General features: G+C 67.7%; 12 protein-coding genes. 2 read left to right on the top strand and 10 right to left on the bottom strand.

The features are described 5' to 3' along the window. Positions 1-51: 51 nt before the first annotated feature. From EPD81_RS04515 to EPD81_RS04470, 10 genes are all read right to left on the bottom strand, one after another. On the bottom strand, positions 52-297 hold the full coding sequence (locus EPD81_RS04515; protein WP_142804181.1) for a DUF1289 domain-containing protein: 246 nt from the start codon (positions 295-297) through the stop codon (positions 52-54). Then, positions 294-1,217: a hydroxymethylglutaryl-CoA lyase gene (locus tag EPD81_RS04510; RefSeq protein WP_142804284.1), complete on the bottom strand. Its 924-nt coding sequence runs from the start codon at positions 1,215-1,217 to the stop codon at positions 294-296. Before EPD81_RS04510 ends, EPD81_RS04515 begins: the two co-directional genes overlap by 4 nt. Next, positions 1,217-3,247 (bottom strand): acetyl/propionyl/methylcrotonyl-CoA carboxylase subunit alpha, encoded by a 2,031-nt coding sequence (locus tag EPD81_RS04505; RefSeq protein WP_142804180.1) that lies wholly within the window; start codon positions 3,245-3,247, stop codon positions 1,217-1,219. Before EPD81_RS04505 ends, EPD81_RS04510 begins: the two co-directional genes overlap by 1 nt. Positions 3,248-3,257: 10 nt before the next feature. Continuing rightward, positions 3,258-4,046 carry an enoyl-CoA hydratase/isomerase family protein gene (locus EPD81_RS04500; RefSeq protein ID WP_142804179.1) on the bottom strand — a complete coding sequence of 263 codons (789 nt, stop codon included), beginning with the start codon at positions 4,044-4,046 and terminating at the stop codon, positions 3,258-3,260. A 24-nt stretch (positions 4,047-4,070) separates the two neighbouring features. Then, the gene (locus EPD81_RS04495; protein WP_142804178.1) at positions 4,071-5,678 is read right to left on the bottom strand and encodes a carboxyl transferase domain-containing protein; all 1,608 of its coding nucleotides are present in this window, start codon (positions 5,676-5,678) and stop codon (positions 4,071-4,073) included. A gap of 22 nt (positions 5,679-5,700) precedes the next feature. After that, positions 5,701-6,834 (bottom strand): acyl-CoA dehydrogenase, encoded by a 1,134-nt coding sequence (locus EPD81_RS04490; RefSeq protein WP_142804177.1) that lies wholly within the window; start codon positions 6,832-6,834, stop codon positions 5,701-5,703. A gap of 30 nt (positions 6,835-6,864) precedes the next feature. After that, positions 6,865-7,770 carry a DMT family transporter gene (locus EPD81_RS04485; RefSeq protein WP_142804176.1) on the bottom strand — a complete coding sequence of 302 codons (906 nt, stop codon included), beginning with the start codon at positions 7,768-7,770 and terminating at the stop codon, positions 6,865-6,867. Further along, entirely contained in the window at positions 7,761-8,975 is a 1,215-nt protein-coding gene (locus tag EPD81_RS04480; protein ID WP_142804175.1) for an acetyl-CoA C-acyltransferase, read from the bottom strand. Before EPD81_RS04480 ends, EPD81_RS04485 begins: the two co-directional genes overlap by 10 nt. A gap of 38 nt (positions 8,976-9,013) precedes the next feature. Then, the gene (locus EPD81_RS04475) at positions 9,014-10,186 is read right to left on the bottom strand and encodes an isovaleryl-CoA dehydrogenase (protein ID WP_142804174.1); all 1,173 of its coding nucleotides are present in this window, start codon (positions 10,184-10,186) and stop codon (positions 9,014-9,016) included. A 69-nt stretch (positions 10,187-10,255) separates the two neighbouring features. After that, a complete protein-coding gene (locus EPD81_RS04470; RefSeq protein ID WP_142804173.1) occupies positions 10,256-10,696 on the bottom strand; it encodes a MerR family DNA-binding transcriptional regulator in 441 nt (146 codons plus the stop codon). Between the two features lie 60 nt (positions 10,697-10,756). Here EPD81_RS04470 and EPD81_RS04465 point away from each other — a divergent pair, with 60 nt between their 5' ends. Both EPD81_RS04465 and EPD81_RS04460 read left to right on the top strand, forming a co-directional pair. Beyond that, a complete protein-coding gene (locus tag EPD81_RS04465) occupies positions 10,757-11,785 on the top strand; it encodes an MBL fold metallo-hydrolase (RefSeq protein WP_142804172.1) in 1,029 nt (342 codons plus the stop codon). A 27-nt stretch (positions 11,786-11,812) separates the two neighbouring features. Beyond that, positions 11,813-13,645, top strand: a complete 1,833-nt coding sequence (locus EPD81_RS04460; RefSeq protein ID WP_142804171.1) for an alpha/beta hydrolase — start codon at positions 11,813-11,815, stop codon at positions 13,643-13,645. Positions 13,646-13,675: the final 30 nt, after the last annotated feature.

Here is a 13,675-nt window from a genome sequence, read left to right as displayed (position 1 = left end):
CGATCGTGCAGATACCAACGCATTCGGGTTCCATGGAACGCCTCGAACGCGCTACGGCACCGCCGGATCGCCGCGTTGCGCGGCGCCCGACTGCGCATCCAGCGCCTGGCTGTTCGCTTCCCTCTCACCGAGCGCGGCGCGACGCCGCGCCACCGCCGCGAGGATACGGCGGCGCTCGGTCTCGTCCGCGTCGCGCCAGCGGGCGATTTCCTCGCGCGTGCGCAGGCAGCCGACGCACCAGCCGGCCTGCTCGTCGAGCCGGCACACGCCGATGCAGGGCGAGGCGACGACCGTCATGACTGCGGCGCGGCGCAAGATCCGCCCAGCGCCCGGGCCACGCGCGAGGCCGGTTCGCGCCCGAGCAGCCCGCTCACCCACCAGGCGGTCTCGATGAGCGCTTTCAAGTCCACGCCCGTCTCCACGCCCAGGCCGTCGAAGAGATAGACCAGCTCCTCGGTGGCGACGTTGCCCGAGGCCCCCTTGGCGTAGGGACAGCCGCCCAGACCGGCGACGGAGGCGTCGAACGTGGCCACCCCGAAGCGCCAGGCGGCGTAGACGTTTGCCACCGCCATGCCGTAGGTGTCGTGGAAATGTCCGGCGAGCCGCTCGAGCGGTACGCGCCGCGCCACCGCCTCGAGCATGGCGACCACCTGCTGCGGCGTCCCCACACCAATGGTGTCGCCCAGCGAGATCTCCTCACAACCCATCTCGAAGAGGGCGGCGGCGACCTCCGCGACCTTCTCCGGCGCCACCGGCCCTTCGTAGGGACAGCCCACCACGCAGGAGACGTAGCCGCGCACCCGCACCCCGGCGGCGCGCGCCTGTGCCACCACCGGTCGGAAACGCTCCAGCGCTTCGGCAATGCCGCAGTTGATGTTCTTGCGGCTGAAGGTCTCGGAAGCGGCGCCGAAGACGGCGATCTCGTCGACGCCGGCCGCGAGCGCCGCTTCCAGCCCCTTGAGATTGGGCACGAGCACCGGATGACGCACGCCGGGGCGGCGACGCCCGCGCAGGGCACGCATCACTTCGGCATGATCGGCCATCTGCGGCACCCATTGGGGCGAGACGAAGGCGGTGGCCTCGATCACCTTCAGGCCGCAGGCGGCGAGCCGCTCGATCAGCGCCAGTTTGTGCTCGAGGGCGATCGGGGTCTTCTCGTTCTGCAGGCCATCGCGCGGCCCCACTTCGACGAGCGTGACCTTGGCGGGTCCTTCCATCACGCCTCCTCCTTGGCAGGTACGAAATCGACCAGCTCGGCCCCGTCGGGCACCTGTTCGCCCACGGCAAAGCGCACCGCCTCGACCACGCCGTCGGCCGGCGCGACGATGGCGTGTTCCATTTTCATGGCTTCGAGCACCACCAGAGTTTGTCCGCGACTCACCCGCGCCCCCGGTTCGACCTTGACCGCGATCACCCGCCCCGGCATGGGCGCGGTGAGGCCGGCCGCATCGACCCCGGTGCCGGATCCTTCCGCCCCTTCCTGGCCGCAGAGGTCGAACACCCAGGCGCGGCCATCGAAGAAGACGTGCCGCCGGCTGCCGGCGATCACCGCGGTCACGGTCGTCCGCCGCCCGTCGATCTCGAGGCGCAAGTTCTCCTCGTCGAGCATCGCGCCCCAGGCGGTGGCGCTCGCCAGAATCTCCCCCTTCTCGTCGAGCAACTGCAGCTGCAGCTTCTCGCCCAGACAACGGGCCTGCACGCGGCGCGTTGCCTCGCCGCAGCGCCACTGCCAGCGCCGCAGCGCCGGCGCGTTGACGCGCCAGCCGTCCACCGCATGCCAGGGCGAGGTGGGGTCGGGCGCGCGGCGGGCAAACTCCTGCATGCGGCGCGCCTCGGCCAGGCGCTCGGCGCAGGAGACGGCGAACCAGGCCGCCGGCGGCGGTGTTTCGGGTGCGCCGAAGAGGAAGGCCGATTCGCGCTCGATGAGGCCGGTGTCGAGATCCGCCTGGCGAAAGGCCGGAGAATCGACCAGTTTTCCCAAGAATTCGACGTTGTTCGCCACGCCGACGATGCGGTAGTTCGCCAGCGCCTGCCTCATGCGCGTGAGCGCCTGTGCGCGGTTTTCGCCCCAGACAATGAGCTTGGCGATCATCGGGTCGTAATAGGGCGTGATCTCGTCGCCCTGCTCCACGCCGGTATCCACCCGCACCCACACGCTCTCGGGCGGCGGCTGCAAGTGCACGAGCCGACCCACCGAGGGCAGGAACCCCTTGGCCGGATCTTCGGCGTAGATGCGCGCCTCGATCGCGTGCCCCTCGAGCGGGATTTGGTCCTGGGCGAGCGGCAGCGGTTCGCCGGCGGCCACGCGCAGCTGCCATTCGACCAGGTCGAGCCCGGTGATCATCTCGGTGACCGGATGTTCGACCTGCAGCCGCGTGTTCATCTCCATGAAGTAGAAAGCGCCGGAAGGCTCGACGATGAATTCGATCGTACCGGCGCCGACGTAACCCACCGCCTTGGCCGCCGCCACCGCCGCCTCGCCCATGGCGGCGCGCCGCTCGGGGGTCATGCCGGGGGCCGGCGCCTCTTCCAGCACCTTCTGGTGGCGGCGCTGCACCGAGCAATCCCGCTCGTAGAGATGGATCACCTGGCCGTGGCTGTCGCCGAAGACCTGCATCTCGATGTGCCGCGGCCGCAGGATGTATTTCTCGATCAGCACCCGGTCGTCGCCAAAGCTCGATCGCGCCTCGCGCCGGCAGGATTCGAGCGCCTCGGCAAAATCTTCGGGCCGATCGACGCGCCGCATTCCCTTGCCCCCGCCGCCGGCGCTCGCCTTGATGAGCACCGGAAAGCCGATGCGCCGGGCCTGTTCGAAAAGAAACTCCGGGTCCTGCTCCTCGCCGTGATAGCCCGGCGTGAGCGGCACGCCGGCCGCCTCCATCAGGCGCTTGGCCTCGGCCTTGGAGCCCATCTTGCGGATCGCCTCCACCGGCGGGCCGATGAAGACGATGCCGGCATCGAGACAAGCCTGGGCGAAGTCCTCGTTCTCCGACAGGAATCCGTAGCCGGGGTGGATCGCCTGGGCGCCGGTACGCCGTGCGGCCTCCAGGATGCGTTCGATATTGAGGTAGGACTCGCGCGCCGGCGGCGGCCCGATCCACACGGCCTCGTCGGCGAGCCGCACGTGGCGGGCGTTGCGATCGGCATCGGAATAGACCGCCACCGTGGCGATGCCGAGCCGCCGTGCCGTGGCGATCACGCGGCAGGCGATCTCGCCGCGGTTGGCGATCAGAATCTTTTGGAACATTGCTCCCTCCTCAAGGACGCGGCACCCAGGCAGCAGGACGTTTTTCCAGGAAAGCGCTCAGCCCTTCGCGCGCCTCGTCGGTGGCGCGCAAGCGGGCGATGCGTTGCGCCGTGTCTTCGAGCACCGCCTCGCTGAGCGGACGGTCGGCCACGGCGTCGATGAGCGCCTTGGCCGCCGCCTGCGCCTTGGGCCCGCCGGCGAGCAGCGCCTGCACCACCTCCTCGATCTTGGCATCGAGCGCCTCTTCTTCCACCACCTCGTGCGCCAGGCCCAAGGCAAAGGCCTGGGCGGCGTCGATGCGCTCGGCACTCTGGAAATAGCGCGTCGCCTGGCGCACGCCGATCGCCCGGATCACGTACGGGCTGATCGCCGACGGGATGAGTCCCAAACGCACCTCGGAGGTGGCGAATACCGCCCGCTGCGAGGCGATGCAGATGTCGCAGGCGCTCGCCAGCCCCATGCCGCCGCCCAGGGCCGCGCCATGCACCCGGGCGATGGTGGGCTTACTCAGGTGCGCGATCTGCCACAGCATGCGCGCGAGCCGGCGCGCGTCTTCGAGATTCTCCTCGAAGGATGCCGCTCCGGCCGCCTTCATCCAGTTGAGATCGGCCCCGGCGGAAAAGCTCTTGCCCCGCCCGGCGAGCACGACCACGCGCACCTGCGTGTCGACATCGAGCCGCGCGAAGGCGGCCGTGAGCTCCTCGATCACCTTGGCGTTGAAGGCGTTGTGCACCTCCGGGCGATTGAGCCAAACCGTGGCCACCGGCCCGCGCGTCTCGATCACCAGTGTCTCGTACATCCTCTCCTCCTCGATTCTTTTCCGTCACATGCGGAACAGGCCGAATCGCGTCTCGGCAATGGGGGTATTGAGCGCCGCCGACAGGCTCAGCCCCAGCACGCGCCGCGTCTGCGCCGGATCGATCACGCCATCGTCCCACAGGCGCGCCGTGGCGTAATAGGGGTGCCCCTGGCGCTCGTACTGTTCGCGGATCGGTGCCTTGAAGGCTTCTTCTTCCTCGCGCGACCACGTTCCGCCCTTGGCCTCGATCGCGTCGCGCCGCACGGTGGCAAGCACGCTCGCGGCCTGCTCGCCGCCCATCACCGAGATGCGGCTGTTGGGCCAGGTCCACAGGAATCGCGGCGAATAGGCCCGGCCGCACATGCCGTAGTTGCCGGCGCCGAACGAACCGCCGATGATGACGGTGAATTTGGGCACCTGGGCGGTGGCCACGGCCGTGACCATCTTCGCCCCGTCCTTGGCGATGCCGGAATTCTCGTACTTCTTGCCCACCATGAAACCGGTGATGTTCTGCAGGAAGAGGAGCGGAATACCGCGCTGGGCGCACAGCTCGATGAAGTGCGCCCCTTTTTGCGCCGACTCGCCGAAGAGGATGCCGTTGTTGGCCACGATCCCCAGGGGAAAGCCGTAGAGCTCGGCGAAACCGGTCACCAGGGTGGTGCCGTAGCGTGCCTTGAACTCGTCGAAACGCGACCCGTCGACCAGCCGCGCGATCACCTCGCGCACGTCGTAGGGCTTGCGTGTATCTTGCGGCACCACGCCGTAGAGCTCCTGCGGATCGTAGGCCGGCTCCTCGGCGTCGTGCCACGACAGATCCACGGGCTTGCGCGCGTTGAGGTGCGCCACGATGCGCCGCGCCAGATAGAGCGCATGCGCGTCGTTCTCGGCGAGATGGTCAGCCACGCCGGAGATGCGCGTGTGCACATCGCCCCCGCCGAGCTCCTCGGCCGTGACCACTTCGCCCGTAGCCGCCTTCACGAGCGGCGGCCCGCCCAGGAAGATGGTGCCCTGGTTGCGCACGATGATGGTCTCGTCGGACATCGCCGGCACATAGGCCCCGCCCGCGGTGCACGAGCCCATCACCACCGAGATCTGCGGAATGCCCAAGGCCGACATGTTGGCCTGGTTGTAGAAGATGCGTCCGAAATGGTCGCGGTCGGGGAAGACCTCGTCTTGCAGCGGCAGGTAGGCACCGCCCGAGTCGACCAGGTAGATGCACGGCAGGCGATTCTGCTGGGCGATCTCCTGCGCGCGCAGGTGTTTCTTCACCGTGATCGGATAGTAGGTGCCGCCCTTGACGGTGGCGTCGTTGGCCACGATCATGCACTCCACGCCCTGCACCCGGCCGATCCCGGTCACGATGCCGGCCCCCGGGGCCTCGTCGTCGTACATCCCCCAGGCGGCCAGCTGCCCGACCTCCAAAAAGGGCGAGCCCGGATCGAGCAGGCGCTCGATGCGCTCGCGCGGCAGCAGCTTGCCGCGGGCGGTGTGGCGCCGCCGGGCCTCTTCCCCGCCGCCCTGCTGCACGCGGGCCACCTTCTCTTCCAGATCCGCGACCAGGCCGCGCATCCACTGCGCATTGGCGGCGAACTCCGCCCCGCGCGGGTCCACCTTCGATACGATACGGCTCATCCCCTCCTCCTCGATCGTTCTTTCACAGCGAAAGGCCGCGAGCGATCACCAGGCGCTGGATCTCGCTCGTGCCCTCGTAGATCTGGCACACGCGCACGTCGCGGTAGATACGCTCCACCGGAAAATCGCTCACGTAGCCGTAGCCCCCGTGGATCTGGATCGCCGCCGAGCACACCCATTCGGCCATCTCGGAGGCAAAGAGCTTGGCCATCGAGGCTTCCTGCAGGCAAGGGCGGCCGGCATCCTTGAGGCTCGCGGCGTGCCACACCAGTTGGCGGGCCGCTTCGATCCGGGTGGCCATGTCGGCGAGCTTGAACTGCACCGCCTGGTGCTCGAAAATCGGCTTGCCGAAAGCCTCGCGCTCATGCGCATAGCGCAGCGCCGCCTCGAAGGCCGCGCGCGCCATGCCCACGCTCTGGGCGGCAATGCCGATGCGCCCGGCCTCGAGCTGCGACAAGGCGATTTTGTAGCCCTCCCCCTCGGCGCCCACCAGGGCATCGAGCGGCACGCGGCAGCGCTCGAAAGTGATCTGCGCCGTGTCGCTCGCGTGCTGCCCCATCTTCTCCTCGAGGCGCGTGACGAGATAGCCCGGCGTGTCGGTGGGCACGAGGAAACAGGAAATCCCCTTCTTGCCCGCGGCCGGATCGGTCACCGCCAGCACCAGCGCCACGTCGGCGTTCTTGCCCGTGGTGATGAACTGCTTGACGCCGTCGATCACCCAGGAGTCGCCCTCGCGCACCGCGGTGGTGCGAATCGCCGACGCGTCGGATCCCACGTGCGGCTCGGTGAGACAAAAGCAGCCCAGCGCCTCGCCCCGCGCGAGCCGCGGCAGCCATTCCTGCTTCTGCTGGGCCGAACCGTAGGCGAGCGTGATGCCGCACACCAGCGAATTCTGCACCGACACCACCGTCGAGGTCGCCCCGTCGCCGGCGGCGATCTCTTCGATCGCCAGCACGAGGCTCAGATAATCCAGCCCCGCCCCGCCCCATTCGACGGGCACCGTCACTCCCATGGCGCCGAGCTCGCCGAGTTCCCGTAGCGCCTCGCGGGGAAAAGTGTGCTCACGGTCCCAGCGCGCCGCGAAGGGAGCGAGCCGCTCCTGCGCGAAAGCGCGCATCGTGTCGCGGATCAGTTCGTGTTCGGAATCCAGGATCATCCTCTCTCCTTTTTCGTTCGTCGTTTTCGTTCAACGCCGCGTCGTCAGCCACACCCCGGCGAGCACGGCGGCACCCCCCAGCGCTACCGAGGGCGCAAAAGTCTCCCCCAAGGCGATCGCCGCCATCAGCACCGCCGCCACCGGCACCAGATTGATGAACATCGCCGCCCGCGCCGCTCCCAGCACCCGCACGGCGTCGGTGTACCAGGTAAAGCCGATCGCCGTGCCGAAGACCCCGAGAAAAGCCACCGCCGCCCACACCACCGGGCTCCACTGCGCCCAATCGACGCCGCCGGCGGCAAAGGCCGCCGCCCACAGCAGCACGGCGCCGAAGGTGCAGGACCAGAAAGTGGCCGCGAGCGCCGAGACGAGGCGCGTGGCGCGCCGTCCCACGAAGGTATAGGCCGTCCAGCAGACGACGCAGCCCAGCAGCAGCACCTCACCCAGCCCGATGCGACCGGCAAGGAGCGCGAGCGGATCGCCGTTGCCGATCACCGTGAGGCAGCCGACGAAAGCGAGCACGGCCCCGAGCACCGCCGGCGGACGGGCGCGCTCTCCACCGAGCCACCACGCCAGCGTCGCCACCACCACCGGATTCAAGGCCACCACCAGCGCGCCCCGCCCGGCTTCGACGTGCTTCAAGCCGTAAAAAAAGCACAGGTTGTAGAAGAAGACCCCGGTGAGCGCCAGACCCAAGATCGGCCGCCAGGCACGCTGCAGCGAGCCCGCGCCGATCGGCTCTCCCTTGGCGAGTAGCACCGCTCCGAGCACGAGCGCGGCGAGCGTGAAACGCGCCGCCGCCGCGGCGATCGGCGTTCCCACCGCCTGCGCCACGACCCGGCCGGCCACCCAGGTCCCGCCCCAGCTCAACATCGCCGCGACGAGCTTCAGATAGACCGGCAAGGTCGCCTCGCCGGCGACGGGGCTCAACCGCAAGCCACGCCCCCTTCGAGTTCGATCGCCATCGCCGTGGCCTCACCCCCGCCAATGCACAGGCTCGCGACGCCCCGCCGCCCGCCGGTGCGCCGCAGCGCCCCGATGAGGGTGACGAGGATGCGCGCGCCGGACGCCCCGATCGGATGCCCCAGGGCGCAGGCGCCGCCGTGGACGTTGACCTTCTCGTGCGGCAGGCCCAGCTCCTTCATCGCGATCATGGTCACCACGGCAAACGCCTCGTTGATCTCGAAGCAATCCACGCCGGCAGGATCCCAGCCCGTCTTCGCGAAGAGGCGCTTCATCGCGCCCACCGGGGCCGTGGTGAACCACGCCGGCTCGTGCGCGAACGTGCTGTGCCCGACGATGCGCGCGATCGGCGTGCAGCCCAGGCGCTCGGCCTCGGCCCGGGTGGTGAGCACCAGCGCTGCCGCCCCGTCGGAGATGGACGAGGAATTGGCCGCGGTGACGGTGCCGCCCTCACGAAACGCCGGCTTCAAGGTGGGGATCTTGTCGAGTTTCGCCTTGAGCGGCTGCTCGTCGATCTCCACCACCCGCTCCCCGCCGCGCCCGGCGATTTTCACCGGCACGATCTCCCAGGAGAACGCCCCTTCCTTGATCGCCCGCTGGGCGCGCTCGGTCGAGGCGATGGCGTAGGCGTCCTGCTGCTCACGGGTGAAACCGTAGTGCTGCGCCGCATCCTCGGCGAACGTCCCCATCAGCCGGCCTTTCTGGTAGGCGTCTTCCAGGCCGTCGTAGAACATGTGATCCAGCAGCTGGCCGTGCCCCAGGCGCAGACCGGCTCTGGCCTTGGGGAGCAGGTAGGGAGCGTTCGACATCGACTCCATGCCGCCGGCCACCGCCACCGCCACGGAACCCGCCTTGAGCGCGTCGTGTGCGAGCATCACCGTCTTCATGCCGGAGCCGCATACCTTGTGCACGGTGGTGCAGGCAACCGAAGTCGACAGCCCGGCGCCCAGCGCCGCCTGCCGCGCCGGAGCCTGACCTTCGCCGGCCTGCAGCACGTTGCCCATCAACACCTCTTCGATCGCTTCCTTGGAGATCCCGGCCCGGCCGACCGCCGCCTCGATCGCCGCCGCGCCCAGGCGCGGTGCCGGCACGTCGGCCAGATCTCCGAGAAAACCCCCCATCGGCGTGCGCGCCACGCCGACGATCACCACGTCGTCGGCCCGTTTGTCCTGCGTCATCGATCTTTCTCCTCGTGTAGTATCGTCAACGTCAACGATCAGGCCGTCTCGTCGAAGAGCTCGCGCCCGATGAGCATGCGGCGAATCTCGGACGTCCCCGCCCCAATCTCATAGAGCTTGGCGTCGCGCCACAGCCGCCCGGTGGGATAGTCGTTGATGTAGCCGTTGCCGCCCAGCGCCTGGATCGCCTCGCCGGCCATCCAGGTGGCCTTCTCCGCCGCATAGAGAATGACCCCGGCGCAGTCCTTGCGCAGCTTGCGGCTGTGATCGCTACGATCGAGCGCCTGTCCCACCGCATAGACGTAGGCACGGCAAGCCTGCCAGGTGGTATACATGTCGGCGATTTTCCCTTCCATGAGCTGGAATCGGCCGATCGGCTGGTTGAACTGGCGCCGCTCATGCACGTAGGGCAGCACCACGTCCATGCACGCGGCCATGATCCCCAGCGGCCCGCCGGCGAGCACGGCGCGCTCGTAGTCGAGCCCACTCATGAGCACCTTGACCCCCTCGTTGACCTTGCCGAGCACGTTCTCCTCGGGCACCTCGCAATTCTCGAAGAAGAGCGGATAGGTGTTCGAGCCGCGCATGCCGAGCTTGTCGAGCTTGTTGCCGGCGGTAAAGCCCTTCATCCCCTTCTCGACGATGAAAGCCGTGATGCCGCGAGGGCCCGCCGCCGGATCGGTCTTGGCATAGACCACCAGCACGTCGGCGTCCCCGCCGTTGGTGATCCACATCTTGCTGCCGTTGAGCACGTAGCGATCGCCCTTTTTCTCGGCGCGCAGTTTCATGCTCACCACGTCGGAACCGGCCTCGGGCTCGCTCATCGCCAGCGCCCCCACCCACTCGCCGGAGACGAGCTTGGGCAGGTATTTGCGCTTTTGCGCCTCGGTGCCGTTGCGGTGGATCTGGTTGACGCACAGGTTGGAATGCGCCCCGTAGGAGAGCCCCACCGCGGCGCTCGCACGCGAGATCTCCTCCATGGCGATGATGTGCGCCAGATAACCCATGGCGCTGCCGCCATACTCTTCGGCCACCGTCATGCCGTGCAGGCCGAGCTCCCCCAGCTTGCGCCACAGATCCGGCGGAAAAGCGTTGTCGCGGTCGATCTGCGCCGCCCGCGGCGCGATCTCCTGGGCGCAGAACGACTGCAGCGTCTGGCGCAGCAGGTCGTGTGTTTCTCCCAGCCCAAAGTCGAGCCCGACCGTCTCCATGCTTCCTCCTCCTTTGGTGTTGACGTTGACGTTAACGTAAACCAAACCGGACCGTTTGCAAAGCCCCCGTCAGGTGGCGGCTTCGACGCGCGCCTGCAGTTCCTGGCGCACGGCCTCCGCCCCTTGGGCATCGTGCCCCAGCAGGCTCAGGCACTGGCGCTCGAGCATGCCGATCTCATCGAGCACCGCCTCGATGTCGCGGCGCTGCTGCTCCAGCGCCCGGCGCCGCTCCTCGAGCACGCTGAGGAAACGGCGCAGTTGCGGTGCCGAATCGTGGCGCCCGTCGTACATGTCGATCAATTCCTTGATCTGCGCAAGCGACAGCCCCAGACGTTTGCCGCGCAGCGTGAGCTTGAGGCGGGCCCGGTCGGCGCGACCGTAGATACGCATCCTCCCTTCGCGGCGCGGCTGCAGCAGCCCCTGATCTTCGTAGTAGCGGATCGTGCGCGGCGTGATGCCGAATTCCCGCGCCAGATCCGAAATGGTAAAAAATTCCTCTTTCCGGCTCATCCTCGCCTCGTCGTTTTTCCGGTAGACTGGTTTCCGTTGACGTCAACGGAACATTACCACATGCAAGCCGAACTCAGCTATCCGCACCCCGCCACGCCCGAGCTCGGGCGAGTGGCCACGGTCGCCCCCGGCGTGCACTGGCTGCGCATGCCGCTGCCGTTTGCGCTCGATCACATCAACCTGTGGCTGATCGACGACGCCGAGAACCAGGTCGCCCTCGTCGACACGGGGTTTGCCTCGCCGCAGGTGCAAGCGGCCTGGCGCGAAGCACTGCGCCTGCGCCTGCCCTCGCGCCTCATCGTCACCCACTTCCACCCCGACCACTTCGGCCTGGCCGACTGGCTCATGCGCGAATGGCGGCTGGAACTGTGGATGAGCCATTCCGAATTCCTCACCGGCCATGCCGTCTGGCACGGCGTCGCCGGTCATTCGGTCGAGGCCATGCTCTCCCTCTTCCGCGCAAACGGCCTCGACGAAGAACGCGCGACGGCCCTGGAAGCGCGCGGCAACGCCTACCGCCGCGGCGCCCCACGTCTGCCCGAGCGCCTCCATCGCCTGCACGATGGCGACGAGCTGGTCATCGGCGGTCGCACCTGGCGGGTGATCACCGGCTGCGGCCATTCGCCCGAGCACGTCGCCCTCTACTGCCCCTCGCAGAAGCTGCTCATCTCCGGCGACATGCTGCTGCCCAAGATTTCCACCAACGTCGGGGTTTGGGCCGTCTCGCCCGAAGACGATCCGCTCGCCGACTTTCTGCGTTCCCTGGGGAGATTCGAGCACTTGCCGGAAGATACCCTTGTGCTACCATCGCACGGACTGCCGTTCGTCGGCCTGCACGCGCGCATCGCCCAGCTGCGTGCCCATCACGAAGAGCGCCTGGCGGTACTCGAAGCCGCGCTGGACGCGCCGAAGACGGCGGCCGAGGTGATCCCGACGCTCTTTTCCCGCGCGCTCGACACGCACCAGGTCGTGTTCGCGCTCGGCGAGGCGCTCGCCCACCTCAACCATCTGGTCGCGCTCGGACGTGCCGAGCGGCTGCTCGGCCACGATGGCCAACAGCGTTTCGTGCGCACGGGCCCGACCCACTGAACGAGAATGAACACCAAGGGAATGAAGATGAGCGAGACCCAGACCCCGACGCAAAAACCGGCCGCCCCACCCCCGGCCGCCCCCGAGCTCCCCGATCCGCAGGAAATGGCAAAGATCTACGCCGAGGTGGCCGAACGTGCCGCCCGCCTGCTCGGCGAGACCATGCGCAAGCAGCTCAAAGAAGGAATCCAGCCTCCCAGCGACGAAGTCGGCATCGCCCAGACCTACATGGAGATGATGGCGCGGCTGCTCGCCAACCCCTACCGTCTCGCCCAGGCGCAAATGAACCTGATGTGGGACTACTTCACCCTGTGGCAGCGCTCCATGCTCAAGCTCATGGGCATGAAGGCGCCGCCGGTGGTCGAGCCGGAGAAAGGTGACCGCCGCTTCAAGGACCCGGACTGGGAAGAGCACTTCCTCTTCGACTACATCAAACAGTCCTACCTCATCGCCGCGCGGCGCATCCACGAAGTGGTCAGCGACATCAAAGGCACCGACGAGCGCACGAAGAAGCGCATCGAGTTCTTCACCCGCAACTTCATCGATGCCCTCTCGCCGTCGAATTTCGCCCTCACCAACCCCGAGGTCTTCCGCGAGACCCTGCGCACCCATGGCCAGAACCTCGTCCGGGGGCTGAAGAATCTCCTGCGCGATCTCGAGGAAGGGCACGGCCAGCTGCGCATCCGCATGACCGACACCACCGCTTTCGAGCTGGGCAAGAACATCGCCACCACCCCGGGCAAGGTGGTATACCAAACCGAGCTCATGCAGCTCATCCAGTACACCCCCACCACCGAGACGGTCTACAAGCGGCCGCTCCTCATCGTGCCGCCCTGGATCAACAAGTACTACATCCTCGACCTGCGGCCGCAGAATTCACTCGTCAAATGGCTGGTCGATCAGGGGCACACGGTGTTCATCCTCTCCTGGGTGAACCCCGACGAGCGCCTCGCCCAGGCCACTTTCGAAGACTACGTGCAAAAAGGCGTGCTCGCCGCGCTCGACGCCATCGAGGAGCAGACCGGAGAGCGCGTCGTCAATGCCGCCGGCTACTGCCTGGGCGGCACCCTGCTCGCCACCACGGCCGCCTGCCTGGCGGGCAAACGGCAAAAGCGCCTCGGCTCGACCACCTTCCTCACCACTCTCATCGATTTCTCCGAACCCGGCGAACTGGGCGTATTCACCACGCCCGAAACCGTGGCGATGCTGGAGAAGAAGATGCAGGAGCGCGGCTACCTCGAAGGCTCGGAGATGGCCACCACCTTCAACATGCTGCGCGCCAACGACCTCATCTGGTCCTTCGTGGTCAATAACTACCTGCTCGGCAAGGAACCTTTCCCCTTCGATCTGCTGTACTGGAACTCCGACTCCACCCGCATGCCCGCGGCGATGCACAGTTTCTATCTGCGCAAGATGTACATCGAGAACAAACTCGTCGAACCGGGCGGAATCGAGATCCTCGGCACACCGATCGACCTGGGCAAGATCAAGCACCCGTGCTATTTCATCTCCACGGTCGAGGACCACATCGCCCCGTGGCGCACCACGTACAAGGGTGCCCGCCGGCTCACGGGCGCGCCGGTGCGCTTCGTGCTCGGCGGCTCGGGCCACATCGCCGGCATCGTCAACCCACCCTCGGCGAACAAGTACGGTTACTGGACCAACCCGGTCACGCCGCTGCCCGAGGATCCGGAAGAATGGCTGCGCGGCGCCGAACATCACCCCGGTTCGTGGTGGCCCAACTGGAATGAATGGCTGGCGGCGCAGGACGACACGCGCGTGCCGGCGCGCGACCCGGCCCAAGGGAAGCTCCCGGTGATCGAGGACGCTCCCGGCTCCTACGTCAAGGTGCGCATCTGAACGATGCAAGCAACCCCACCGCCGTCGGTG

It is taken from the genome of Tepidiphilus sp. J10 (assembly GCF_006980785.1).
GTDB classification, from domain to species: domain Bacteria; phylum Pseudomonadota; class Gammaproteobacteria; order Burkholderiales; family Rhodocyclaceae; genus Tepidiphilus; species Tepidiphilus olei.
This window is presented reverse-complemented; position numbering and strand designations above follow the sequence as displayed.